Here is a 25,005-nt window from a genome sequence, read left to right on the forward strand (position 1 = left end):
GACTTTCGAGGAGGTTTTCGAAGATGCGCCGGATCGCGCTCGCCGTACTCGTGACGCTCGCGCTGGTCTTCACCGTGCTGCCCGCGTGGGCGGGCAGTTACCTCGACCGCGCCGCGCTTCTGCTCGACGAGGCGCGCAAGGAAGGGGACATGCTCCAGCCTCGTACGTTCGACAAGGAGCTCGTCCTCGTGGTGAAGGCGCTCGCGGAGGCGCGCGCGCGTGTCGGCAGCAAGATGGAGGTGCCCGCGGCCGTGACGAAGGCGCACCCGCACCTCTTGCTCGTGCTCGCGAACTACGAGCGCGCGGCGTCCGCGGCCGAGGACGGGAACTTCAAGAAGTTCATGGAGCACCTCAACGCCGCGCGCGACGAGGACCGGAACTTCCGCGCGATCCTGAAAGAGCTCGGCTACGCGCTGCCGGACGTGAACACGAAAAAATAGCCTCGCGCAGGCTTGAAACGAAACGGGCCGCCTCGAACGAGGTGGCCCGTTTTCGTTCGTGCGTCGTCGCTCGTGCCTAGAGCACGAGGCCGATGTCGAAGGCGAGCGTGTACTGCCGGGGCATGCCGTCGAACTTGTTCACCTTGGTGTCCGCGGCGTCGTTCGGATCCGGCGTGAAGACCTGCGAATCCTCGTCCTGGTTCGCCTCCTGCGGATCGATGACGTCGGTGACGAAGTGCGCGCCGATGCGGATCATCTGGAAGCGGAGCTGCAGGCCCGCGTCGATGCGATGGCGCGTCATGCGCACCGAATCGAAGACGGCCGTGTTGTTGAAGTCCGCGCTCGTGCCCGCGCCGCAGACAGGCTGACCATCGCGGTAGGGCTTGCTGGGGTCGGGCGTGGCCGGAGTGTTGCCGCCCTGGTAGCCGCAGTAGTTCAGCGCGTCGGTGTTCGGCGTGAGGTCGATGAGGCCCGAGTCGCCGAAGATGCGGAGGAACGAGTAACCGACGTACGGCGTGAGCACGACGCTGCCCGCGATCGGGATGGGCTTCGAGAGCTGCGCGTCCGCGGCCGCGACCGTGAGCTGAAACTCGGGGTTGCCCGTGAGGGTCGTGACCGAGCCGCCGACCGCGATGTCCGGGAAGATCGCGGGGATGCCCGTGCGGAAACCTTCGAGCAACGCGATGCGCACGTCGGCGCCGAGGATGCCGATGTTCGAGTTCGCCATGAACCCGATCTTCGTGCCGAGCTCCATGCCGAGGATGCCGAGCGGCAACGAGAGCGGCGCGAAGCCGTACCGGGTCTTCATCGAGAAGACCTGGAGGAAGTCGTCCGGGCCGGTGTTGCGCGTGGAGAAGAGCTTGTTGTTCGGGTCCTGCTTGCCTTGCGTCCCGAGCGCCCAGTACTGCGAGTCCGACGAGATGTTCGTGAACGCGCCCTCGAACGCGAGATCGAACCCGCCGTAGCCGGTCGTCCGCGCCGGATGCATCGCCGTCGGCGCGAGCGCGAAGCCCCACTCGCCGATGAGCTTGGCGAACGCGAGATCATCGGTGCCGCAACGGGAGTAGCCCGAATGCGGGTTGTAGTAGAGGCCGCCGTTTCCGCCCGGCGCGCGGCAACTCTCGTCCGTCACGAGGCGCGCGAGGGCCGGGTCCATCGTGTCCGCCTGTGCCTGGCGAGGCACCGCCACAGCCGCGACGAGCGCGGCAGCCGCCGCGATCCACCCGAATCGACGCATACCAGGATCTCCGAGGCGCGAGGCTACGGTGGGGGCCGCTTTCCCGTCAAGGTCTCTGAGGGCGGAAGCTTGTGCTCGGGGCGCATGCGGCTAGAAAGACGCCCGTGGCCAAGGACCAGCGCCCTCGCCTCCGCGCAAAACCGCTCGATCAGCCCTTCCACGTCGTGCTGATCGAACCCGAAATCCCGCAGAACACCGGCAACATCGCCCGGCTCACGGCCGCCACGAAGAGCAAGCTGCACCTCGTCGGCAAGCTCGGCTTCCGCATCGACGAGCACTCCGTCCGCCGCGCCGGCGTCGACTACTGGCACCTCGTCGAGCTCGAACAACACACGGACTTCGAGCAGTTTCGCGCACGCTTGCCGGCTCCACGGCTCTGCCTCTTCAGCGCCCTGGGCACGAAGAGTTACCTCGACGCGGGCTACAAGCCCGGCGACGCGCTCGTGTTCGGCAAGGAGAGCAAGGGCCTCGACGACGCGCTGCTCGAGCGCTTCCCCGACGACGTCTACGGCATCCCGACGCTCGGGCCCGTGCGCTCGCTGAACCTGGCGAACGCGGTGAGCATCGTGCTCTACGAGGCGCTGCGGCAGATCGGCGCGCTCTCGCAGACGACGCTCGGATGAGGCCAGGCCGCGCCTTTACGCGCACTGACGCACGCGCTACGCCCGGAGCCCGCTCGATGCCGAAGCCCCTCTCCGCACGCCTCGCCGTGCCGCTGCTCGCTGCGACCTTGCTCGTCACGGCTGCGGGCTGTAACCGGCGCCCCGCGAACGCCTCGCCCGACGGCGCCGTGCGTGAGCTCGTCGAGCGGCTGCGGCTCGTGAACGGCGATCCGGCGACGGCGAAGTCTGCGTTCGAGCTGCTCTCGAAGCGCGCGCGCACGAACCTCGCCGAGCGAGCCCAGCGTTACAGCGCGGCGAGCGGCAAGACGATCGCGCCCGAGGCGATGATCGTACCCTCGCGCTTCGTCGTGCGTTTCGAGCCGCAGCGATATGCGGCGCAGATCTCCGGCAACCACGCGCTCGTCGAGATCATCGGCCTCGGGCCCGGGGATCGCGCGCAGGTCGCGTGCGTGTTCGAGGACGAAGCGTGGCGCGTGGATCTCCCGTTTCCCCCGCTGCCGCCCGTGCAGGTTCGTCCGGGAAATAATTAAAAACCGAAGGGCCGATTCCTGCTGGAATCGGCCCTCTTCGGGGAACCGGGCGGGGACCCCAAACCCCCTTGCCCGCGCGGTTCTACGGTTCAGTTGGCGAGAAAGATCGCCTCGATCTCGGTCTTCACCTGCTCCTCGGTTTGACCGCGCGCGATCGCGATCTCCTTCACGATGAGCGAGCGCGCCGTGTCGAGCATGCGACGCTCGCCGAAGGAGAGCTGCTTGTCCGTCTTCAGACGGTAGAGATCACGCAGAACCTCGGCGACGTCGTAAATCGAGCCCGTCTTGATCTTGTCCATGAAACCGCGGTAACGGCGGTTCCAGGTCTGGTTGTCGAACGCGATCGTGCGCTCGCGCAGGATGTCGAAGATCTCGCGGATCTCCTGCTCCGAGATCACCTGACGGAGCCCGACGGCGCTGGCGTTGGAAACCGGCACCATGATCTTGCGGTCGGTGTCGAGGATACGGAGAACGTAGAAGCGCTGGCGGTTCCCGGCGATGTCTTTCTCTTCGATGTTGACGACCTCGGCCACGCCCTGGGCCGGATAAACCGCCTTGTCGCCTACCTTGAACTGGATCTCCGAACGAGCCTGCATACTGTCTCCTTTGCCTACCGCCCCGCCGCTACGATCTCGTGTCCCCGCTGGGCCGAGCGATCCGATCGCTCGAGGTCGGCCAGGAACCGTTGGATCTGGGGTCTCATTCCGAAGAGCCGAGCGCCGCCGCGAAGACCACGATAAGGGCCTGGGGGATGCGGGAGATCGCAGAGCGCTGCTGGTTCGGTCACCATCGAAGACACCGCGGGGGAGCTGACGGTGGAAGGGGTTTCGGGGTTGTTGAGAGAAGTCCCCTCACGTCTCGAGATCTCGACGCCTCGGTGAGGGGTTAGTTTGCGCCAGGCGCGCGCACTCTAGTGAGAACGCCGGGATCTGTCAACCGAATTGGCTCTCGCCGGCGGGCTTCCATACAGTTATGGCAACGGTCCGGTGAAACGGCAACGGACACGCGCATGATTGGGCGGAGGAGCGAGCGGTCGCCGTTACGAAAGGCGCCCTTCTGCCAGCCTCCGCGCGAGCCCCCAGCGCACCCCGCGGTCCGACACCACGAGCTCGACGCTGGATTCCACGGCGGGCGTGTGCGCCACACGCGCCTCCGAGGCCCACGCGAGCACCTCCGCGACGAGAACCCCACCCGCGACGATCACGTCCGCACGCTCCGGCTTGATCGTCCGCAAGGCCCGTCGCGAAACGAGCGGCATGGTCGCGAGCGAGCCCACGGCGCGGACGACCTCGTCCTGCGAGAGACGCGCGCCATGCACGCGGGAGGCGTCATACGGGAACACGTCCCGTGCATAGGCCGCGAGCGTCGTCACCGTGCCGGCCACGCCGACGAGCGCGCCGCTCGGCGAGAAGCCCGTGCGCTCGAGCGAGGCGCGCACGTCCGCCCGCACCGCTTCGACCTCCGCCGCCGTCGGCGGGTCGCTCTTCACGTGCCGCTCCGTGAGCCGCACGCTGCCGATGTCGAGGCTCGTCGCACGCGCGAGCCCTCCGGCCGCGTCCCCCGTCACGATCTCCGTGCTGCCGCCGCCGACGTCGAAGACCGTGACGGGCCCCGGGAGACCAAGGCCTGAGAGCGCGCCCTCGAAGGTGAGCTCTGCCTCCTCGCGCCCCGACACGACACGCGGCTCCACGCCGAGCCGCGCCTTCGCCTCCGCGCGGAACGCGTCGCCGCCGCTCGCGTCACGCATCGCGCTCGTGCCCACGGCGGCGACCTTCGAGGCGCCGGCTGCGCGAAGCTCCTCGCCATACTGCGCGAGGCAGTCGAGCGTGCGCGTCACGGCCTCGGGCGCGAGCTTCCGCGTCGCGTCGACGCCCTGCCCGAGGCGCGTGATCGTGGCGCGCTCGACGATCGGCACGAGTTCGTCGCCCCGCTGCTCGACGACCAGCAAAAGGACGGAGTTCGTGCCGATGTCGATCGCGGCGAATCGCATGGAGCTCCAATGATTGGGGGTCGAAAAAAACGAACGCTCGGCTCAGTTCGCGAGCGTCTTCAGGTCGAGCATCTCCTCGACGTTCGGCAGCACCACGAGCTCGCAGCGGCGGTTCGCGAGCTTGTTCTCGGGCGTGTCGTTCGGCTTCACCGGATCGGTGTCGCCGTAGCCCGCGGCGCTCCAGCGCGCGGGGCTCAGCCCGCCGCCGTTCTTCTCGGGCGTCTCGATGAGGAACGCGAGCACCTCACGCGCGCGCATCACGCTGAGGCCCCAGTTGTCCTTGAAGCGACCGCCCGCGAGTTTGTCGCTGTCCGTGTGACCGGCGACCTGGAACGAGCGCTGCGACAAGGCCGAGTCGTTGCGCACGACCTCGGCGACCTTGAGCAGGATGTCCTGCCCGTCCTTCTTCAACGTCTCCTTGCCCGGATCGAAGAGCACGTCACCCGGGAGCTGGATGACCATGCGGTTGTTGCGCACGGTCACGTTGAGCCCGAGCTTCGTGAGGGCCTGGAGCTTCTCGCGCAGCGTCTCGAAGCGCTTCTTGATCGCCTCGAGCTGCTCGGCGCGGCGGCGGTACTCCTCGAGGGCCTTCGATTGTTCCTCGAGGTTCGCGTTGAGCTTCGAGATATCGACGCCGGCGTTCTTGAGCTGCTGCTTGAGCTGCTCGATCTGCGCCTTCGCGTCGTCGAGCTCGCCGCGGGCCTTCTTGTTTTGCCTCTCCTGATCGGAGAGCTGGCCCTTCAGGGCCTCGATTTCACGGACTTTGGCTTGCATCTCCTCCTCGGAGTAGCCGCACCCGGTAGCGCCCGTGAAGGCGAAGAGCGCGGATCCGAGCAGGAGCCATGAGGTCGTGCGACGCATCGACATCCTGTCCTCCTGGACGCTTGACGAACGTCCGGACCGTAGCCGAGGTCCTACGCATCGCACAAGGGGAGACATACCCCGCGACGCTCGATGCATGAACCGATGCCCATGTCAATAGGCGACGTTTGACGACGAAAGGGGAGGTTGTAGGCGCTTCGGATCGCGAGGGACACCACACCCCATCTGTTCCTGCGTTCCGCCCCCTCGCAATGCTTGCAGAGCGATCTCCCTTCAACCGAAGGGGTACATCAGAGCAGGCCTTGCAAGAATTTCCTTGACCGTCACCATGCGTGGCAATATACGTCGTGCAACATCTGTTGTCTCGGGGCTCGCGACTCAGTGCAAAAGCGAGAGCGAGGCGGCCAATCAGGAGGGTCTACAGATGGCTGCGAAGAAGACTGCGAAGAAGCCCGCGAAGAAGGCGACCAAGAAGGCCACCAAGCCGGCCGCCACGAAGGCGACGAAGGCCGCCAAGAAGCCCGCGAAGAAGGCTGCCGCGAAGAAGACGGCCGCCAAGCGCGCCCCCGCGAAGAAGACGGCTGCCAAGCGCGCCCCCGCGAAGAAGCGCGCCGCCGCCACGACGAAGCGCACGGCGAAGAAGGCCACGAAGCGCGCGCCGGCCAAGAAGTCGGCCGCTCCACGGGGCCGCGCCGCCGCCAAGCCCGCTGCTCCGAAGTCCGCGCCCGCTCCCGCGCCCGCCGCGTCGAGCGACGACGAGGAATAGGCCCAGTAGCTAGCCCGCAAGCTCTTCGCAGCCGTCCCGGAGGCGGACATCGAGTCCGCCTCGCGGGCGTCGGGGCCTCGACGAAGATCGAGGGATGATGTGCCCCGAACCAGCTTGGATCCGCGGCGTTAGGGACATCGAAGAGCCTCGACCGAATGGACGTCGGAAGACCGTACGTCCATTCGTGTTTTTGTGCGCCTCTTTCCGTAGTCTCGTCCCGTGATCAAGAGCCCGCGCGCGATCCTCGCGCTGCTCACGGCCCTGAACCTCCTGAACTACGTCGACCGCTTTGTCGTCACGGCCGTAGGACCGCGCATCCAGGAACACCTCGCGCTCTCCGACAAGGAGCTCGGCTTCGTCACGAGCGCCTTCATGCTCGGTTACTTCGTCACGAGCCCCGTCTTCGGGTGGCTCGGCGACAGGTTCCCCCGCAAAGCCCTCATCGCCGCCGGTGTCCTCGTCTGGTCCGCAGCGACCGCAGCCTCGGGCCTCGCAGGCGCGCTCGCATCGCTCCTCGCCGCGCGTGTCGTCGTCGGCGTGGGCGAGGCGAGCTACGCGACCTTGAGCCCCACGATCATCGACGACGTCGCGCCCGCCGAGAAAAAGAACCGCTGGCTCGGCATCTTCTACGTCGCGATCCCCGCAGGCTCCGCGCTCGGCTTCATCCTCGGCGGCCTGCTCGAGCATCGCTACGGATGGCGCAACGCCTTCTACATCGCAGGCGGGCCCGGCGTGCTGCTCGCGCTCGTCGCGCTTCTTCTACGCGAGCCTTCGCGATCGCTCGCGCAGAAGAAAGACGAGCGCGGCGTCGTCGCGAGCTTCCTCGACGACACACGCGCGCTCGCGCGGAACCGCTCGTACGTGCTCACCGTCGCGGGCTACATCGCGCAGACGTTCGCGCTCGGCGGCTTCGTGCAGTGGGCCGTGCCGTTCCTCTACCGGAGGCTCTGCCTCGATCTGCACGTCGCCGACGGCGCGTTCGGCAAGCTCACGGTGGTCACGGGGCTCGTCGGCACCGCGATCGGCAGCCTCGTCGCGGAGCGCGTGCCCGGCGAGGATCGCGTGCGCGCGGCGCTCTGGGTCTGCGCGATCTCCTCGGCCGTGGCCACGCCGGTCGCCGTCCTCGCGATCTTCGCGCCGTCGTCGACGAGCTTCCTCGCGCTGCTCGGCCTCTGCGAGCTCGCGGTCTTCGCCAGCATGGCCCCGACGAACCTCGCCATCTTGAAGTCGGTGCCCGATGATCGACGCGCGAGCGCGATGGCGCTGTCGATCTTCTTGATCCACCTGCTCGGGGATCTGATCTCGCCGCCGATCGTCGGCGCGGTGAGCGACGCGTTCGGCGACGCGAAGGCGCAGTGCACGTCGGGCACGGGCCTCTTCTGGGGCATGCTCCTCTTGCCCGTCGCGCTCGCGCTGTCCGCCGCGTTCTGGTTTGCCGGCGCGCGCCGGACGAACCCCGCGTCTTCGTCGAGCTAGTCGCCGAGGTAGAGCTTGAGCGATCGCGCCGCGGCGGGACGATCGAAGGGCACGCCCGCGAGCTCGCGTTGCGACATGCGCTCGAAGAGCTGGATCGAAAAATCGTAGAACGCCTCGCACTCGCCCGCGGCCACGTCGAGGCGCGTGGGGTCGAGCAGATCCGCGTCGCGGAGCGCTGCGAGCGAAGCGACGAGCGAGCGCGCGCGCGGGTAGTCGCCGAGCACCACGAGCGGATATCCCATCGCGCGGAAGTAGCCGAGGAAGTCACGCACGAAGCCGAAGCTCTCGGGCACGGCCCACCGGTCGCTCGTGGGATCGGCGTGCCGGAGCTTGCTCGCGAACGCGCGCGTGATCTGCGCGAACATCCACACGTTCTGCCGCACGCGCGCGATCGTCCCGCGCCGCACGCCGACGTCCTCGAAGACGCGCCCCTCCTCCAGCGTCGCCCCGAGCGCGCGTCCGAGGAAGAGCACGCAGAGCTCGATCGCAGGCCGCAAGAGCGCCGTCGCTCCCTGGATCCGCGCGCGCAGATCCTGCTCCGTCAGCTTCGCGTCGGCCGGGGGTAGTTCGTGCTCAAAGATTCGGCGGAGCTCCACGCGCAGGCTCGCCGACACCGTGAGCAGCGCGTCCTTGATCGCCGAGAGCCTTTGCCCTTCGGCCACGAGCGCGTCGTGCCGCGCCCCGATGTCCGACGCGCCGACGCGCCCGAGCTCCCGACCGAACCCCTCTGCGAGCAGCTCGCCCGCGCGCCTGCGCAGGTAGTTCGAGAGCGCGCGCCCGTCGCTGCGCAGCACCGCGAGCACCAGGTACGCGCGCCCCGCGACGCGACGGTCGGTGTGGTCGAGCGCGATCGCGTCGAGCAGGCGCAGGTACCGCAGCATGCGGTAGAGCGACAGGAACGTCAGCGCCACGAGCCGATGCGGGTGCTCGCCCGTCACGTTCTGCATGAGCTCGAGCACCGCCGACGAGCCGATGCGATCGAACTCGGGCCGGAACTCGAGCGCCGAGAGCGGGTTGAAGAACGCGCTCTGCGTGATCTCGCGCATCGTGATCGAGAGGTGCGCGTAGAAGACGCGGTAGCTCACGCGCGGCAGGCGCAGCATCGCCGTGCCCGTCTCGATCAGGTTCGTGAACGCTTGCCGCAAGAGGAACAGCGCTGCCTCGGGCGACTCCTGCGCCATCGTCGCGTAGACGAGCCGCGTGCGCGAGTTGTCCTCGGGCAGGACGGTCTCCAGGTAACGCTGGAACACGAACGCTCGATCGCGCTCGCCGAGCATCATGCGCGCGAGCTGCACGACGCGCAGCATGCCGTCCTTCGCGTGCGCGAGCTGCTCGCGGAAGTCGTGGCTGACGATCGTTTGCCTGCGGCCCGAGCCCGGGTGGTTGCGCGGGTTTGCGAAGCAGGCGAGGCCCTTCAGGAGGATCTCGAGCTCGAAGAGGATCTCGTCCTTTTGCTTCTCGGCGAGCTTCGAGAACCAGGCGTCGCGCGCCTCGCGTTGCTCGCGGCGCAGGCCTCGCGAGTCGCGCAGGAGCTCGACGTACGCGTTGTGCGCGCCGCCCTGGCCCTGGCCGCGTGTGGGAGGGTTCGAATCGCTCGTCAAGGGCTCGTCCGGCGCCTAACGGCGCGCCTTGAACTCGAAGGGGTACGTGAAGATCGTGTCCTTGCCGCTCGGCGACTTCGGGTACGAGAGCCCTTTGGCGACGTCCTGCATGCAGCTCTCGATCTCGGGCGCCTTGATGTCGCTCTCTTCCTGCTTGATCTTCGACTCCTTCAGCCGCCCGTCCGGCGCGAGCTCGAACGTGAAGGCGACCTTCCCCTTCTGCCCCGGGTTGTTCTTCGCCCACAGATCGAAGCAGCAGCGGAACGCGTCGCGCTTCGACTTGATGAGCTCGCTCATCGGCTGGAAGCGATCACTCGCGCCCGCGTCGCCCGCGGTCTGCGCGTTGTTCATCACGACGCCGTTCGCCGGCGGCTCGTTCGTCAGCTCGGCGAGCATGTCCTTGCAGTCGGACGCCTTCTCCGGCGCCTTGCGCGGCGCAGGCGGAGGCGTCGCGGCCGCGCCCGTGCCTTGATCGGCCGCCGCGGCGCCCGGCGAAGGCTTCGCCTCATCCTTCGGCGCTGCCGATTCGCCGCTCGTTCCCTTGTCCGGCGAGGCTTCGGGCGAGCTCGCCTCGGGAGGCGATCCGCTCGCGCACGCCGAGAACAGCGCCGCGAAGGTGAGGCTCAACGTCGCGAAGAAGGAGGCTGTCGCGCAGGCTCGCATGGCGGCCATCCTACCCGATCCTGCCTCCACCCCGTGCGTCACCTCGCCCGGACGCGCGCGCCGAGGCATCCTTCCGTCATGCGTAGGCTCCCCGCCAGGCTCGCGCTCCTCGTGATCCCCCTCGCATTTGCCTTCCCGGCCGCGTGTGGCGACGGCTACGAGGTTCGTCCGTGTGGTCAGATCCCCGAGAAAGGCTGCCCCGTGGGCCGCGGTGGATCCTGCGACGACGCGACGTGCGCGGCCCTTTACGATTGCGTGGACGGCGCCTGGCGCCACGCCGAGGCCTGCCCCGGCGGCGGACAGGACCCAGACGCCGGCGTCTCCCCCGATGGTTGCGCCAAACCTGTGATTGACCACACGGGCGAGACCACGGGGTGCATGCCGGATCTCCAGAACCCGGACTGCCCTGCGGTCGCGGCCGAACAGTGCTTCGAAACCGTTTGCCTCACCGATTGCATCGATTTTTTTCTTTGCACCAAGGAAGGCTGGAACCTCGTGGCATACTGCAATGAAGAAGGGACACTGGAACTGACGCAGTGAGGCGACGAGATTTGCATCGAGGTCCGGGTGCTGCGGCGGTCTTCGTGATGGCGATGGCGCTCGCGGGCTGTCCGGACGAACGTGGTTCGGTCGAGGTCGTGGAACCCGCGGCCGAGACCGCGGCGAAGAGCGCGCGCGCGCCGATCTCGGGCATGGCCGTGGAGGTCGCCTCGGTGCGCTCGGAGGCGGCGATCGACGCCGACGCGGTCCGCGCCGTGCTGCGCGACGCGGAGCCCGCGTTCCTCGCGTGCCTCGACGCCGAGGGCTCGACGGGCGTGATCGCGCTGAAGCTCGGCGTCGAAGAAGACGGCGCGACGCTGGAGGTGGCCTCGCAACAAGCGACGACCTACGGCACGGACGACGCGCGCGCGTGCCTCGAACGAATCGTGGCGGCGTTGCGGTTCCCGACGACGCAGTTACGCGAACGCTTCGAGCTCTTGGTCTCGCTCGAAGTACGCCCCCGCCACGAGCTTTAGGCCGATTTCAAGAACGGCTCCCACTCCTTGAACGGCTCGGGCCGGCCGAGCAAAAGGAGCATGGAGGCCGACCAGCGCGGCGCCGTCGGCGTGCGAAGCAGCCGCATGCTGGCCTCCTCGGGCGTGCGCCGGCCTTTGCGCAGATTGCAGGGGCGGCACGCGGTGACGAGGTTCTCCCACGAGTCGACGCCGCCGCGGGATCGCGGCACGACGTGGTCGATGTTGAGGTCGCGCACGGGCGGCCGCTTCGAGCAGTACTGGCACTGGTGTGCGTCGCGCAGCATCACGTTGCGGCGCGAGAGGCGTACCGTCGGGCGCCGGACGCGCTCGTAGCGGCGCAGGTGCAGGACACGCGGCACGCGGAGCGAGCCGCCGACGATGGGCAGGCCGTCGTCGCTGTCGCGCACGGGCAAGCCGCGCCAGGAGCTGAAATCGTGGACGTCGCCGGCCTCGTCGATGGCGTGCGCGGTGCCGCCGAAGAGAAGCAGGAATGCGCGGCGCGCGGTCGTCACCTGGACAGGATGAAAATGCCGGTTCAACGCGAGGACCGGCAACGTCAGCGGATCACGGCTCCGCCGCTCGGGAGAGAAGATCGTCGGGTGCGCGAACGCGAGATCGTCGTCGATTTCGAACGAGCCGTCGAGCTCGTCGAGCCCGCCCACCACGTCGGCGTCACCAACATCCGAGGGGCTCGTCTGCAGGAGCGAGGCCCCCAATCGCTCGGAGAGCTCAGGCCTTGGCACGGCCTGAATGTAGCAACAAATGGCCCGGCCTGGCGGCCCCCCGCGCGAAAAAAAAGAGCGCCACCGGCCGCGGGTCTTTGCCTCGCGCTCTCCATCGCTTACAGGCTCCGCATGTTCAAAGAGCGATGCTTGCAAGGCAGGACCGCGATCGTGACCGGCGGCGGCACGGGCCTCGGCCTCTCCATGGCGCTCCGCCTCGCCGATCTCGGCGCGAACCTCGTGCTGACGAGCCGCGACCCTGGGCACATCGAGCCCGCCTGCGAAAAGGTCCGCGAGCGCGGCGCCAAAGCCCTCGCGGTGCGCTGCGACGTCCGGCACTTCCCCGAGGTCGAGGCCATGGTCACCGAGGCCGAGCGCACGTTCGGATCGATCGACATCCTCGTCAACAACGCCGCTGGAAACTTCCTCTGCCCCACGGAAGATTTGAGCCCCAACGGCTTCAACGCCGTCGTCTCCATCGTGCTGAACGGCACGTTCCACGCGACGCTCGCCGCGGGCCGGCGCATGATCGCGGCCGGCAAGGGCGGCGTGATCCTGAACATGCTCGCCACGTACGCCTGGACGGGCTCGGGCTTCGTGATCCCGAGCGCGTCGGCGAAGGCGGGCGTGATGGCGATGACGCGCTCGCTCGCCGTCGAGTGGGCGAAATACAAGATCCGCGTGAACGGCATCGCGCCCGGTCCCTTCCCCACGGAGGGCGCGTGGAAGGCGCTCGTGCCGGAAGGCATGGACAGCGTCGGCAAGAGCAAGATCCCGCTCGGTCGGTACGGCGAGCACGAGGAGCTCGCGAACCTCGCGGCATTCCTGGTGAGCGACTATTCCGCGTACATCACGGGCGACGTGATCACGATCGACGGCGGCGCGTGGCTTACCGAAGGCGGCACGTTCAACCAGATCGCCATGATGGAGCCCGACACGATCAAGCCCGTCATCGCGATGATGCGCGGCGCCGGCGCAAAGCCCAGTTCGCCGACTGGGGCTCCGGGTCGCCCTTCGGCGCCCTCCGCCCCAGACCCCGAGTCGAGCGGCTGATGGCGACCGCGGAGGCAGCCGGGCCGCCGCGCGGTTCGCCGTGGGACGATCCCATCGACGAGGCGCCGCTCGTCTTCCTGGACCTGGAAATGACGGGGCTCCGGCCCGCGTCCGACCGCGTGATCGAGCTCTGCGCCGAGCGCACGCGCGGCGGCCGCGTCGAGGCGTCGCTCACGACGCTCGTGCGTCCCGACGACGGCGTCTTCGGCAATGCCCACGTGCACGGCATCCAGCGCGAGGACCTCACGCACGCGCCGACGTTCGCCGAGATCACCGACAAGCTCCTCGCCGTGTGCGCGGGCGGGATCCTCGTCGCGCACGCGGCCTCGTGGGACGTGACGTTCCTCGAAGCGGAGCTCGCGCGGGTGAACCGGCCCGAACGGTTTCCGTTTTTCCTCGATACCCTCGTCCTCTCGCGCCGCGCCTTCGCGCTGCCGACGCACGCGCTCGGATCACTCTGCGCCTCGCTCGGCGTGGCGCAGGCCCGCGCGCACCGGGCCGAGGACGACGTGCACGCGCTGCGCGAGATCTGGAAGAAGATCCGGGACGTCCTCGCGCCTGCGACGCCGCGGGACCTCTGGCATGTTCGTATCGGCCAGCGCTACGCGCGCCCGGCCATCGTGGCGGCGGCCGTCGCGGCGGCCGAGATCGGGAGACCCGTGCGCCTCCGCTACCGCCCTGCCCATCGCGGGCCCGAGGACCTCGAGTTCTGCGTGACGAGCGTGCGAACGGACCTCGACCCTCCGCGGGTTCTCGGCTATCTGCTTCCCTCGCGCAGCCGCAGGGAGCTACGAGCCGATCGGATCCTGCTGATCGAAGCTCCCGGCGAAGCGGGAAAGTAGAAAGCGAAACGTCCGTGGGAAGCAGTATGTCTCGACGAGATTCCGATCGGCCGCTGGGCCGCGTTTCCCTCCTCGGCGCGGCCGCCTTGGCGCTGCTCCTCTCCGGGTGTCCCACGGCGGGCACGCTGCAGAATGCGCGGCCTGCCACGGCCGACAAATGGTTCCAGCGCGCGCAGCAGGACTTCAAGGTCGCCGACATCGAGGACGCGCGGGACGCCGTGAAGCGGGCGCTCGCGATCGTCCCCGACGACCCCGAAGTCCGCAAGCTCGCGGCCCGCATCGCGCTCGCACAGCTCGACTACGCCGAGACGATCCGCCTGCTCAAGGGCATCAAGGGCTCGGAGGCCTCGGGCCTGCGCGGCCGCGCGCTCTGGTACAAGGGCGACCTCGAAGCCGCGGCCGATCAGCTCGACGCGATGCTCAACGATCCTGACGTGGTCGACGACTGGGCCAAGGGGATCACGAAGCTCGCGCGGCGCGGCGCGGGCCGCACGCCGTTCGCGCTCTCGGGCGCGCTGCTCGCGGCGGTGGAGCTCCCGCACGTCAGCCCGCTCGCGCCCTTCTTCGTCGTGCCGGTCGAGATCGACGGCGAGAGCGCGCTCGCGATGATCTCCACGGGCAACGCCGAGGTCGTGCTCGACAGCGCGACGCGGCCCGAGCCGAGCTGGATCTCGCTCCGCTTCGGCAAGAAGCTCGAAGTGCACGACGTGCCTGCGCTGACGCAGGATCTCTCGGGCGTCTCGAAGCAGATGGGCGCGCCGATCAAGGCGCTGCTCGGCGTGAACCTGCTCCGGCACCTGCACGCGACGATCGACTACGACGGCCACCAGTTCGTGGCACGGAGCTTCTCGCCTCCGCCGCCGCCCGACGCGACGCGCGTGGACCTCTCGTACATCCGCGGCGGCGGCATGATCCTGCGCGGCAAGTTCGGCGGCGAGCGCGGTGAGCCGGTGAGCCTTTTGCTCGACACGTCGATGACCTTCCCGCTCGCGCTCGACGAGGGCGGCTGGAAGAAGGCCGGCTCCGTCGCGAAGGACCTCAAGATCGTCGCGGAGGATCCGGAGCAGAAGCTACGCGAGGGCGTGGTCCCGATGGTGCGCCTCGGCGCCTTCGACGTGCCCAAGGTGCCCGGCGTGTTCGGCACGCCCGTCGACCAGATCGAGCGGCAGATCTCGCTCGACATCGACGGCGTGCTCGGCACGGGCCTGCTCGCGCCGTTCCGCGTGACGTTCGGGGATCAGGGCCGCCTGATGTGGCTCGAAGACACGACGCTGCTCATCCAGCGCATCCTGGCCGAGAGCGGCAGCGGGCAGCCGCTCCCCGACGACCCGATGCCGGGGATGCCCGATCCGCTCTCGCCCTTCGGCCCGCAGCCGGGCCTCGGGGATCCGGGCGGGCTGCTCGCGCCGCCGGGCGGCGGCCTCGCGCCTGCACCTGCGCCCGGCGGCAACGCGCCGCCCGGTGGGGCGAAGCCCCCGAAGAAGGCCCCGGAGCGCTGAGCCATGGAGCACCCGATCGCTGTCTACGCGGGCAGCTTCGATCCGCCGACGCTCGGCCACCTCGACCTGATGGAGCGCGCGGCGAAGCTCTTCGATCGCGTGATCATCGCGATCGGCCGCCACCCGACGCGCAACCCGCTCTTCAGCTTCGACGAGCGCCTCGCGTTGCTCGCCGAGGTGACGAAGGGCATCCCGAACCTCACGATCGACTCGTTCGACGGCCTGCTCTTCCAGTATTGCGAGAAGGTCGGCGCGCGCGTGATCGTGAGGGGCCTGCGCGCCGCCACGGACTTCGAGTACGAGCTGCAGATCGCGCACGCGAACGCCGACATGGCGCCGCACATCGACACGGTCTTCCTGCCGACGCGCACGAATTACGGATTCGTCTCGGCCTCGCTCGTGCGTGAAATCGCGAGCCACGGCGGCGACGTGAGCCATTACGCGCCGCCCGCCGTGAGCGAGGCGCTGCGGAAGAAGTTCGGCCGCTAGCGATACGGTTTTACGCTCGCACGTTCCATCGCCAGCAGCGTCCGCACCACGTACGGCACCGACGCGACGCCGGCCAGCTCGGCGAGCGCATACGCAATGTGCTCGCGGCTCGCGTGCGGCGGGATGCCTACGCTCGCGATGCGGTAGCCCTCGCGGGACAGGTCTTCGACGGTCTCGATCTGGACGGCGCTGACGGTCTTGTAGACGGCGATGCGCAGGCGCTTCGGCCGCAGGCGGTCGAGGGCGCGCATCGCGAAGTCGATGCGATCGAACTCTTCGGGGTCGTGGTACTCGACCAGGCGCCGCGGATCGGTCTGCTCGAAGCGGGCGTCCTGGAGCGTGGCGCGCGAGCGCATGGCGGAAGCGTAGCCTGGCCCGGAGGACCTTCCCAGCGCGATCACTCGAACGTCGCGCGCACCAGCCCGAACTTGTTGTTGAGCTCCGGCGTCGTGAGCTTGTCGAAAATGCGCGGGGCGCCGAGCTCGTTCGCGAGCGAGCCCATGCGGCCGTGCTCGGTCATGAAGTAAAAGGTCTTCACGCCCTTCTTCTTCTGCTCCAGGACGTAATCCTGGAACTTCTTGCCGCTGGAGACGAAGGCCGGGACGGCGTTGCCGTTGTAAAAATTCTCGCCCTTCCAGTTCATCTGGAACGCGATGATGGGCCCGGGGATCTCCTGTTTGGCGCGGTAATACGCGAGCACCGTCTCGCGTTGCCCCCAGTGTGGCGAGGTCTTCACGAAATAGACGTCGATGCCCCAGGCCGTGAAGAGCACGGCCACGGCGCAGAGGCCCGTGACGACGTGGCGACGGGCGCGGGCCCATACGAGGGCGAGCGTGAAGAGGGCGGCGGCGCAGGTGAAGACGAGGAGCGCGGTCCGGAAATCGAGCGTCGAGGGGAACACGCGCTTGTAGTTGTACGTGAAGAGGTGGAGCAGCCGCACCGGCCCGAGCATGCCTTCGCGTGCGCCCGCGAGGTCGCGGCCCACGAAAAAGACGAGCAAGCCGCCCGCGATCGCGGCGGCGCCCCACAACACGCGCTCGTATTGCTCGGCGAAGGCGTCCGTGATCTTTCGCGCGCCCGAGCGTTGCACCATCTCGTCGAGCAGAATGCCCGTGAGCATCGCGGCCGGCGGGAGGGCCGGCATGATGTAATGGTGGAACTTCGTGAGCATGAGCGTGAAGAGCACGAACGCGAAGAGGAACCACATCGCGAGGAAGATCGACGCGTCGCTCCTGCGATCGCCCTCCTCGCGGCGCCGGAGCCACGCGACGAGCGCCGCGGGCACGAGGCCGGTCCACGGGAACATCGCGTAGCCGAGCTGCCAGACGTAGAAACGGAAGCCGACGTCGTCCCCCTCGTTCGTGTCGTGCACGTGCGTGAAGGCGCGCTTGAACATGTCGTGGAAGAGCAGCCGATCGGTGAACGGCTGCCCGTGCCGCGCATACATCGCGACGAACCACGGCAGGGCGACGGTGAGCAGAATCAAGAGGCCCGCGACGATTTCGAGGCGGAGCAGGTCGCGATACCGGCGCGACACGACGATGTACGCGAGGGCGCAGAGCACGGGCAAACCAAAGCCGGCCGGCCCCTTGGCCATCGTGGAGAGGGCGGCGAAGAACCAGGCCGCCAGGAAATAAAGCCGCTGCGCGCGCCGCTCGCCCCAGCACATGTAAAGCAAGAGGCCGAGCGCCTGGATCCAGAGGACCGCCTGGAGCGCGGGCTGGAGGCCCTTCAGCACGGGGGACGCATCGCCGCAGGGCTGGTTGCCCGGGAGGCCGCAATTCATGGGCGAGCCGGAGCGGAAGGCGTCGGCGTGAAACCGCAGGGAGAACGGCGACGGGAGGATCTCGAGGTTGCGCGAGATCAGGTACAGGATCTGCGGCAATGCGCAGGCGATGATCATGCCGAGGACGAGGTGATACCCGGAGAAGCGGTATTTCGCTTCGCCCACGGAGACCTCGTACACCCGCACCTCGCGCTCCGCGTCCTCGTGAATGCCGAGCAGGAAGAGGGCCATCGCCGCGGACATCGTGGCGACGAAGGGCATGTCGGTCACGGTCTGGTGCGAGACCAGAAACCACTGCGGCATCGTGGTGAGCACGAGGCCACCGAAAAAGCCTGCGCGGCGACCAAAGACACGCGCGACGGCCTTGTAAAGGAGGTACGTCGCGACGAGCGTGATGAGGAAAAAGGGCAAACGGACGGCCCACTCGGGCCAGGGCACGCGCCCCTCGGCGACGGCGGAGAGCATGGCGCCGGGCTGATATCGGACGCCGAACGTCGCCATCGCGATCGCCTGCATCCAGAAATCGAGGACGGGCTTCGACCAGAACCAGCCGTCCTGGGCCCACCAGAGCGAGATCCAATCATTCCGCGCGAGGATCTCGCGCGCGACCTCGCCATAATGGGTCTCCCACGGATCGCTGAGCGAATGGCTGCCGAGCGCCGGCAAATAAAGGAGCGTCACGAGGGTGACGAGCCAGAATCCGTGGCGGCGAAGGAGCGGGATGGGTTTGCCGGAGGGCTTTTTTTCCCAGGCGCCGAGTTTCTCACCGACGCGGTAGGTGGAGACGACGGCGCCGAGAAAGCAGGCGGGAACGGCGAGGCCGGCGCCGATCGGGCCGAGATATCCGGAGACGGCGAGGGAAACCGAGGCCAAGAGGCCAAGGACGGAGCCCCCGAGGAGGGCGAGGGGCTGGGCGAGGTCAGCGAGCGCGACCCGCTTGGCGACGCGGTCGTCAGGGTCGTCGAAGGTGCCGCAGAGGTCGAGGAGGCCAAAGGTGGCGACGAGGATCGCGACGATGCCGATGGGAACGCCGACGCGATACTGCGGGCGCAGCGCCATGAGGAGGAGCGCGACGAGCGCGCCGGTGGCGAGCGTGGAGGCGCCGCGGACGAGCTGAAGCGGGTTGCCAGGGCGGAGGAGAGGATCGGGGGCGGGAGGGGATTCGGGGTCGTCGCCGGGGTCGTCGTCGTCAGCGGCGTCGTCGTCAGCGGCGTCGTCGTCCGCTTCCGCTTCCGAGCCCGTTGCCGCGTCCGCTTCCGCTTCCGCTTCCGCTTCCGAACCCGCTTCCGGGCCCGCTTCCGTCTCCGTGGCCGGCTGTTCTTCCGGCCGGTCGGCTTCTTCGTCGGCTGCGTCGGTCGGATCTTGCTTGATCTCGCTCATGGCTCGCGGGCTCGGGGAGGCCATGCACTAGCAAGCCTTCGGGCCGGGGCAAAGGGGGAGGTTTCTCCGAGCTGGGGCCTGCGGCGGGAAGGGCCGATGCGCGAAATCACCCCTCCTCGTAGGGAGCACGACCCTGGTAGGGGGCCGAGGTCCGGATCCTCGGCATGCTCGACGCGGTCTCCAAGTCGCAGGCGGCGCCCTCTCCGAGGGACCTCTCGCCACCATCGTCTACGCCGAGCTCGCGCACGCGGGCTTTCCTACGGCGCCCTGAGCTTCTCGACGACCCGACGGATCCCCCGGGCGACGTCGGTCCACGCCTCATCGGGATCGGCCCAGGACTTGATCGGCTTTCCGTCACGCGGCAATGCCTGAACCGCCCCAAAAGGAGTATTCTGCCAGCCGTCGCATTGCCGCAGGATGATCGGAATGACGACTGCCTCTCCGGCCGCGCGACGCTCCATGGCCCGCTTCAACTCGATATCATAGCAGTACTCGGAAGCCACAAAATCGGCACTCACGAGCAGCAGGATGATCGCGGCTTGATTGAGGTTCCCGTCGATGGCGCGCTTCCACTCGTCACCCGCGCCGATCTGTCGATCATGCCAGCTTCGGATGGCGCCGCTGCGCCTCAAGAGGGAAAGGTGCTTCTCCAGCTCGACGCGATAAGCCTCATCCGTGTGCGAATATGAAATAAAGATGTCGAGCGGCGCATTCATGGGGACCTCCTCGATGACGTGACAACACTCACGGATCGTCCAGAAGCACGACGACCTTCGTCGTCCTGTCGGCGTTGGGCGGCGGCGGCGCGTCGAGGGTCGGGGTGAGCGGCATATTCAATCCAATACAAAGAGCAGTCCGCTTGATATCGTCGTGTGCGACGTCCCCCGTTGCCCACGCCGTCTGCCCGACCAACACCTCGACATGGAGACCTTTGCGCTCGAGCATGTCTCCGATGGTCACCGGAACGCGCCGTGAAAAGCGCCCATTTCCTCTCGTCTGGGCGTCCGAGATCGGGATACAGCCTATCCATTCGCGTGCGTCGACGCCCCGAAAACATACCTGGGCGTCGTCGGGGACATCGTTGCCGTTCACGCGGACACTGTACAGCCGAATCCAATGGCGCTGCGTCGGCGAAAGAGCGTCAGCGCAAGCGCCTGGGACCGATGCACGACCCGAGGCACACGGACCACAGTACTGGGCGGATTCCTTGCATACCGCTTTCAGCCTGCTCGTATTGTACGGGTCCGTTCGGCACTCGACCCCCCCGCAGCAGGTGGAACCACTTGGCGTCTGAGCCACCGGGACCGTCGTCTTGACGGAGGACTCGTTGCCCTGCTCGTGGACGGACGGAGGAGAAACGCTCTGGTTCGGAGAGTCGCTCCCGTAAATACCTTTGAAGATACCCACGCAGAACAGGACGACAAAGATACCCGCGAGCGTCATCCATGACGTACGGGACCACGAACGCGCTTCCGGAGTTCGATAAACCGGCCCGGCTCCAGGAGACGACAGACTCGAATGAGGCTGACTCCAACGAAGATCCGGCGAAGATGGATGCGCCCCCCCGAAATCCGGGGAGGACGCGTGCATCGGTCTCGGATCGGATGAAAAGGAAGGCGCGCTCGACCTGTACGACGGCGTTGAGCCTTGGTGCTGTGCCTCGATGTTCTTCACGAGATAGCGAATCGACTCCGCGACGAGGCTCCAAGCCTCATCCGGCTGTGGCCACCTCTCCACGGGCACGAGATTGGAGGGGAGCACGTGGAGCCCGGCTGGCCTCACGCCCGTGGCTCTTATATCAAGCGACCGCACCAGGACTGGCACGACCGACGCCGTGCGCTCCTCATGCCGCGCATAAGCCCGGTGTTCCTCGGCGTTGCACTCGCGGGACGCAGCGTAGTCCGCGGTGAGCAAACATAAAATGATCTGTGCGCGTTCGAGATCTGGATGGACATCAACCCGTGTCTGGCCAGCCAAGACATTGCTGGTGTGGGAGATTCGTATCCGTCCACGGGTGAGGAGCCCGGCGAGATGCTTCTCGAGCGCTCGGTAGGCTTCGACATCCTTGGGTGCATTCACGGCGAAGGAGATGAAGACGTCAACAGGCATCCGCGACACTCCAGGTGGCCCAGCGGGTGATCCGTGCTCCGTCTCCGGAAGCCGGAAGAGTGTGCAACGCTACCGCGGTTTGTCGGCCGCTGGCAAGTGCCGAGCAGATCCCGACCTGGGCAACCCCTGCGACAGGTCGCGCGCGTCAAACCGCCACCGCCTGCCTCCTTTTCCCCTGGCCCACCTACTCCCCTCCGTACGCTCCGCTCTCCACCTCACGACACGGCAAACGCCGCTTTCCCCCCTCGCCACGCGTCTACCCCCGCTGGTCATCGTGACCAGCGCCCCTCGCCACGCGTCTACCCCGACAGTCCATCCTGACCCGCCCCCCTCGCCACGCGGCGACCCCCGCAGGCCATCGTCACCTGCACCCCTCGCCACGCGGCGATCCCCCGCAGGCCATCGTCACCTGCACCCCTCGCCACGCGGCGACCCCCGCAGGCCATCGTCACCTGCACCCCTCGCCACGCGGCGACCCCCGCAGGCCATCGTCACCTGCACCCCTCGCCACGCGGCGACCCCCTCGGTCAGCTCCGATCAGAGCGCGCAGGCTCCGCAGGTGCAGGTGCCTGCACTGCATTCGCCGCTCGCCGTGCAAGCGGCGCCGAGATCACACGGGGTCTGCACACAGGGCGCAGGCATCGGAGTCGCGCCGGCGGGGATGTCGAGGCAGGCCCGACCTCGATCGATGACCCGAAGCATCTCTTGCATACGGAGCGCGACCTGGTCGGCGACGAGGCCTTTGATCGTGTTGGCGACCGCGCCGAGCGCGCCTGCGTTGCAGATGTGCGTCGCGTCCAGCAGCGCATCCTCGTTGAGCGAGACCCGCGTGAGGGTGAGCGGTTCGCACCCGAATCGGATGGCGCCATTCGCAGATGCCACGCCCATTCCCTGGATGAACACCGGGATGTCCACCCAGGCGGGCATGCCGCACATGCCGCCCACCGTGACGTGATAGTTGATGGGGGTCCCAAAAACGACCGTACGCATGGGCAGTTGATCGAGCCGTAGTCGCAGCGTGCCGCTGACCGACACCGGGCCGCACGTATCCGCGGGAGCCGTGGCCGCGGGGAGCTGCGAAAGGTCGAGTTCGGCGATGCAGCGTTTGGGGTTGCTGTCTGGATCGGGACCGCCGACGCATATCTTCGTGTTGTATCCGGAGACCGAGATGTCCTGCGTCTCGATCGGCACGGAGAGGGTACACGCATCCGGCAGCTTGCAGGTGGCCATGGGCACGCCGCCATCCATGTCGCCCCCGGCGCCGCCGCTTCCGCCGGCGCCTCCGGTCCCGCCTCCACCGACGCCGTTTCCGCCGGCGCCTCCGGTCCCGCCTCCGCCGACGCCGTTTCCGCCGGCGCCTCCGGTCCCGCCTCCGCCGACGCCTCCGCTTCCGCCAGCGCCTCCGGTCCCGCCTCCGCCGACGCCTCCACTTCCGCCAGCGCCTCCGGTTCCGCCTCCGCCGACGCCTCCGCTTCCGCCAGCGCCTCCGCTTCCGGTCGCGCTGCATTGGCAGGGCTCGTATCCACTGCCCTCCCCGTTGCACACCTGGACGCCCTGCGCGCCTGCGGGGCATGCGCAGGCGACCTGGCTGCCGGGAACGCAAAGCACGTTGCCCCCCGTGGAGCTCGTCGAACCATTTCCGCCGGAGCCCGCGGAGCCACCGCCCGGCGTGCACCCCACGAGGAGCGCGAGCGCGAGGAGGGAAACCCCGAGATCAGCGCGTGGGCGGCGGAATGGGCTCGACGGATTCGAATGGCGGGGTCGCGGCATGGCGCTCTTCATGGTGGGGGCTCGGCTCGTAGGAGGACCATCGTCGCCAGCCCATGTGCAGATTGCAAGTGCCAACGACGATCCGCACGGATTCGCCCCCCTGGCACACCCGCTGCCCCTTCCCCCCTCACCATGCCCGCGCCCCCCTCCCCTGCGAAGCCCCTGCTCACGTTGGCAGCGTGTATTGCCCTCACCGCCTGCGAGCCCCCTTCCCCGCAGTCCGAGCTTTTCACCCAGGATCCCGACGCGTCGACCTCGACGACCGAATTCCAGACCACCTACACCATCGACGCGGCCACGCCGCTCCTCCTCGATCTACGCGGCAGCACGACCGGCGATCCCTACGCATTGACGTGCGCGCAAAACGAGCTCGTCGTCGGCCTGCGGGGACGGGTTGATTCGACCGTCGGCGCGCTGGGGCTGATCTGTGCGCGAATGCTGGAGAATGGCACGTTCACGAATCACGACGAAAGGCCGATGATCGGGGGGACGACGGGGGAAGCGTTTTCCTCGGAGTGCCCGCAAAGCGAGGCTGTCATCGCCGTGCGTGGTCGCGCCGCGTCCACGCTCGATCGCATCGGCGTGCGCTGCGCGCGCGTGCGGCCGTGGGTGCAAATGGGGGCGCCCGGGAGCATCGAGCCCTCGTTCGGCGGCACCGGCGGCGTGCCGTTCACGGAGACCTGTCCGCCCGGGTATTTCCTGCAAGGGCTGCTCGGCTACGCCGCCGGGGCGGTCCACAGCACGCAGAGCTTGTGCGTGCCGATCGTCACCTGAATCATTTGTAAAACGTGACGGTGTACGCGCGCGGCAATTCGGGGCCCTCGTCAGGGTCGAACGGGTGGCTCCGGTCGATGCTGCCCACGTTGACGCCGACGACCAAAAGCCCGGCGAGGCCTCGCACGTCGCGAATCGTGCGATCGGCGTGGGTCGCGCCGTTGATCCCGGCGATCGTCGCGCGGCCGACCTCGGCGCCCGCGTGGTCGATCTTCACGAGCGTCCAGTGGAAAAAGACGCCGAGCTCCCAGTCCGCGGCGAACGTGATTTCGGCGTCCTCGGGCGCGCCTTGCAAATCGAGCCAGAGGTACGTCGCGCCGGTCGCCTCGATCGGCCGGAGCGGCGCGAGCCGTCGCGGCAACGTGTCGTAGGCGACGGCCCATTCGAAGCGGACGCGACCGAAATCGCCGAACCGCTCGACGTCCACGAGGTGCCCGCCGTCGCTCCGCGAGCCCACGAACGCGCGGTCGACCGCGAAATCGAGGAGCAGGTCCTCGAAAGGTTTTTCGTGCGCGCGGGCATTGCTGCGCAAGGCGTCGAAGAGGTCGGGCTCGTTGGCGAAATGAAGCGCAGAAGCGTCGGTGCGCTGGCCGGCGACGGCGAGCAGGCCCCAGAGGACGCCGGTCGGCACGCCCGTGCCGTAGTGTTCGTCGAGGAAACGCGCGAAAAGGAAGGCGCCCGTGGGTTCGTCGGGGCTCGCGAGCGCGGTGAGCGAGCGCTCCGGCGCGCGCTGAAAATCGTCGACGGCGGCGGCGTCGACGAGGCCACAATCGACGATTGTTGCGGCGAGCTCGGCAGAGGCCATTCCCATCGCGGAGGGCTCGGCGCCCGCGTCGAGGCGGAGCACGGAGGCATGGGCGAGGGCACGGGTGACGGCGGCGTCGAATTCACAGCCGGCCGCGGGATCGGGCGGCGGGAGGACGGTGAACGCAGCGGCGCGGTCCCAAGCGCCGCCCGTGGCAATGCCGTCGGGGACCGTGAAGGGCGGAAGGGCGCCCTCGACGAGGTAGATGTCGTACCGCACGTCGCCGCCGCGATCGTCGTCGGGCAACGGGAGCGGCAAGCCGAGCGCGGTCATGGCGCGGAGCGAACGTTCGGCAGAGGCGAGCGCGCGGAGGATCGAGCCCTCGGCCACGGAGGCGCCCGCGTGGACGCAGACGGGCGCGAGGAAGGAACAGGCGGCCCTGGGGACGGAGGCAGCAAGCGGGCGTTCGCGGGCCGGGAGAACGGAGGGCCCGGCGCGGCGAGCGGAAGCGGAAGCGGGAGCGGAAGCGGAAGCGGGAGCGGAAGCGGGAGCGGGAGCGGAAGCGGGAGCGGAAGCGGAAGCGGGAGCGGAAGCGGGAGCGGGCGCAGAGGCGGAGGCAGGCGCGGAGGCAGACGCGGGCGCGGCAGCGATCAGGATTCCTGCCCACCCGAG

Annotated in this window: 25 protein-coding genes; 12 read left to right on the top strand and 13 right to left on the bottom strand. The window is 68.3% G+C overall.

The window, feature by feature from the left end:
* Positions 1-23: 23 nt before the first annotated feature.
* Positions 24-440 carry a hypothetical protein gene (locus tag E8A74_RS11295; protein WP_136928964.1) on the top strand — a complete coding sequence of 139 codons (417 nt, stop codon included), beginning with the start codon at positions 24-26 and terminating at the stop codon, positions 438-440.
* A gap of 76 nt (positions 441-516) precedes the next feature.
* Here E8A74_RS11295 and E8A74_RS11300 read toward each other — a convergent pair whose 3' ends face one another.
* Positions 517-1,677 (bottom strand): hypothetical protein, encoded by a 1,161-nt coding sequence (locus tag E8A74_RS11300; protein ID WP_136928965.1) that lies wholly within the window; start codon positions 1,675-1,677, stop codon positions 517-519.
* A 104-nt stretch (positions 1,678-1,781) separates the two neighbouring features.
* Here E8A74_RS11300 and E8A74_RS11305 point away from each other — a divergent pair, with 104 nt between their 5' ends.
* Positions 1,782-2,300, top strand: coding sequence for a tRNA (cytidine(34)-2'-O)-methyltransferase (locus E8A74_RS11305; protein WP_232379503.1), 519 nt, complete (start codon positions 1,782-1,784; stop codon positions 2,298-2,300).
* A gap of 56 nt (positions 2,301-2,356) precedes the next feature.
* Complete coding sequence (locus tag E8A74_RS11310) at positions 2,357-2,830, top strand: hypothetical protein (RefSeq protein WP_232379504.1); 474 nt, start codon at positions 2,357-2,359, stop codon at positions 2,828-2,830.
* An 89-nt stretch (positions 2,831-2,919) separates the two neighbouring features.
* On the opposite strand, the gene E8A74_RS11315 is transcribed toward E8A74_RS11310, so the two are convergent.
* The 3 genes from E8A74_RS11315 to E8A74_RS11325 all read right to left on the bottom strand — a co-directional run bounded on the left by E8A74_RS11315 (position 2,920) and on the right by E8A74_RS11325 (position 5,687).
* Complete coding sequence (locus E8A74_RS11315) at positions 2,920-3,426, bottom strand: CarD family transcriptional regulator (RefSeq protein ID WP_136920397.1); 507 nt, start codon at positions 3,424-3,426, stop codon at positions 2,920-2,922.
* Between the two features lie 443 nt (positions 3,427-3,869).
* Positions 3,870-4,820 carry a Ppx/GppA phosphatase family protein gene (locus E8A74_RS11320; RefSeq protein WP_136928967.1) on the bottom strand — a complete coding sequence of 317 codons (951 nt, stop codon included), beginning with the start codon at positions 4,818-4,820 and terminating at the stop codon, positions 3,870-3,872.
* 42 nt (positions 4,821-4,862) lie between these two features.
* Positions 4,863-5,687, bottom strand: a complete 825-nt coding sequence (locus tag E8A74_RS11325) for an OmpA family protein (protein ID WP_136928968.1) — start codon at positions 5,685-5,687, stop codon at positions 4,863-4,865.
* A 379-nt stretch (positions 5,688-6,066) separates the two neighbouring features.
* Between E8A74_RS11325 and E8A74_RS11330 the strand changes: the two genes are divergently transcribed.
* Complete coding sequence (locus E8A74_RS11330; protein ID WP_136928969.1) at positions 6,067-6,408, top strand: histone H1; 342 nt, start codon at positions 6,067-6,069, stop codon at positions 6,406-6,408.
* Positions 6,409-6,627: 219 nt separating this feature from the next.
* On the top strand, positions 6,628-7,884 hold the full coding sequence (locus tag E8A74_RS11335) for a spinster family MFS transporter (RefSeq protein ID WP_136928970.1): 1,257 nt from the start codon (positions 6,628-6,630) through the stop codon (positions 7,882-7,884).
* On the opposite strand, the gene E8A74_RS11340 is transcribed toward E8A74_RS11335, so the two are convergent.
* Positions 7,881-9,485 (bottom strand): hypothetical protein, encoded by a 1,605-nt coding sequence (locus tag E8A74_RS11340; RefSeq protein ID WP_136928971.1) that lies wholly within the window; start codon positions 9,483-9,485, stop codon positions 7,881-7,883. The genes E8A74_RS11335 and E8A74_RS11340 overlap by 4 nt on opposite strands.
* A 15-nt stretch (positions 9,486-9,500) precedes the next feature.
* Entirely contained in the window at positions 9,501-10,148 is a 648-nt protein-coding gene (locus E8A74_RS11345; protein WP_136928972.1) for an AgmX/PglI C-terminal domain-containing protein, read from the bottom strand.
* Between the two features lie 78 nt (positions 10,149-10,226).
* Between E8A74_RS11345 and E8A74_RS11350 the strand changes: the two genes are divergently transcribed.
* The gene (locus E8A74_RS11350) at positions 10,227-10,688 is read left to right on the top strand and encodes a hypothetical protein (protein WP_136928973.1); all 462 of its coding nucleotides are present in this window, start codon (positions 10,227-10,229) and stop codon (positions 10,686-10,688) included.
* On the top strand, positions 10,685-11,164 hold the full coding sequence (locus E8A74_RS11355; protein WP_136928974.1) for a hypothetical protein: 480 nt from the start codon (positions 10,685-10,687) through the stop codon (positions 11,162-11,164). The genes E8A74_RS11350 and E8A74_RS11355 overlap by 4 nt, the downstream gene beginning before the upstream one ends.
* On the opposite strand, the gene E8A74_RS11360 is transcribed toward E8A74_RS11355, so the two are convergent.
* Positions 11,161-11,907, bottom strand: a complete 747-nt coding sequence (locus E8A74_RS11360; RefSeq protein ID WP_232379505.1) for an HNH endonuclease — start codon at positions 11,905-11,907, stop codon at positions 11,161-11,163. The genes E8A74_RS11355 and E8A74_RS11360 overlap by 4 nt on opposite strands.
* Positions 11,908-12,018: 111 nt before the next feature.
* Between E8A74_RS11360 and E8A74_RS11365 the strand changes: the two genes are divergently transcribed.
* From E8A74_RS11365 to coaD, 4 genes are read left to right on the top strand one after another with little or no spacing between them, the layout of a single operon-like run.
* Positions 12,019-12,939 carry an SDR family oxidoreductase gene (locus E8A74_RS11365; RefSeq protein ID WP_211365338.1) on the top strand — a complete coding sequence of 307 codons (921 nt, stop codon included), beginning with the start codon at positions 12,019-12,021 and terminating at the stop codon, positions 12,937-12,939.
* Positions 12,939-13,781 carry a 3'-5' exonuclease gene (locus E8A74_RS11370; RefSeq protein WP_136928975.1) on the top strand — a complete coding sequence of 281 codons (843 nt, stop codon included), beginning with the start codon at positions 12,939-12,941 and terminating at the stop codon, positions 13,779-13,781. Before E8A74_RS11365 ends, E8A74_RS11370 begins: the two co-directional genes overlap by 1 nt.
* Positions 13,782-13,807: 26 nt before the next feature.
* Entirely contained in the window at positions 13,808-15,280 is a 1,473-nt protein-coding gene (locus tag E8A74_RS11375) for a tetratricopeptide repeat protein (protein ID WP_136928976.1), read from the top strand.
* Between the two features lie 3 nt (positions 15,281-15,283).
* Complete coding sequence (coaD, locus tag E8A74_RS11380; RefSeq protein ID WP_136928977.1) at positions 15,284-15,769, top strand: pantetheine-phosphate adenylyltransferase; 486 nt, start codon at positions 15,284-15,286, stop codon at positions 15,767-15,769.
* Here coaD and E8A74_RS11385 read toward each other — a convergent pair.
* The 5 genes from E8A74_RS11385 to E8A74_RS55475 all read right to left on the bottom strand — a co-directional run bounded on the left by E8A74_RS11385 (position 15,766) and on the right by E8A74_RS55475 (position 22,814).
* Positions 15,766-16,125, bottom strand: a complete 360-nt coding sequence (locus E8A74_RS11385) for a hypothetical protein (RefSeq protein ID WP_136928978.1) — start codon at positions 16,123-16,125, stop codon at positions 15,766-15,768. The genes coaD and E8A74_RS11385 overlap by 4 nt on opposite strands.
* 41 nt (positions 16,126-16,166) lie before the next feature.
* Positions 16,167-18,935 carry an ArnT family glycosyltransferase gene (locus E8A74_RS11390; RefSeq protein ID WP_136928979.1) on the bottom strand — a complete coding sequence of 923 codons (2,769 nt, stop codon included), beginning with the start codon at positions 18,933-18,935 and terminating at the stop codon, positions 16,167-16,169.
* Between the two features lie 257 nt (positions 18,936-19,192).
* A complete protein-coding gene (locus E8A74_RS11395; protein WP_136928980.1) occupies positions 19,193-19,651 on the bottom strand; it encodes a toll/interleukin-1 receptor domain-containing protein in 459 nt (152 codons plus the stop codon).
* A gap of 28 nt (positions 19,652-19,679) precedes the next feature.
* On the bottom strand, positions 19,680-20,027 hold the full coding sequence (locus E8A74_RS52130) for a hypothetical protein (RefSeq protein WP_170229048.1): 348 nt from the start codon (positions 20,025-20,027) through the stop codon (positions 19,680-19,682).
* 1,554 nt (positions 20,028-21,581) lie between these two features.
* Positions 21,582-22,814 (bottom strand): hypothetical protein, encoded by a 1,233-nt coding sequence (locus tag E8A74_RS55475; RefSeq protein ID WP_269749869.1) that lies wholly within the window; start codon positions 22,812-22,814, stop codon positions 21,582-21,584.
* A gap of 132 nt (positions 22,815-22,946) precedes the next feature.
* Here E8A74_RS55475 and E8A74_RS11415 point away from each other — a divergent pair, with 132 nt between their 5' ends.
* Positions 22,947-23,588, top strand: a complete 642-nt coding sequence (locus E8A74_RS11415; RefSeq protein WP_170229049.1) for a hypothetical protein — start codon at positions 22,947-22,949, stop codon at positions 23,586-23,588.
* A gap of 1 nt (position 23,589) precedes the next feature.
* On the opposite strand, the gene E8A74_RS11420 is transcribed toward E8A74_RS11415, so the two are convergent.
* A complete protein-coding gene (locus E8A74_RS11420) occupies positions 23,590-24,723 on the bottom strand; it encodes a hypothetical protein (RefSeq protein WP_170229035.1) in 1,134 nt (377 codons plus the stop codon).
* Between the last annotated feature and the right edge of the window lie 282 nt (positions 24,724-25,005).

It is taken from the genome of Polyangium fumosum (assembly GCF_005144585.1).
Lineage (GTDB): Bacteria > Myxococcota_A > Polyangia > Polyangiales > Polyangiaceae > Polyangium > Polyangium fumosum.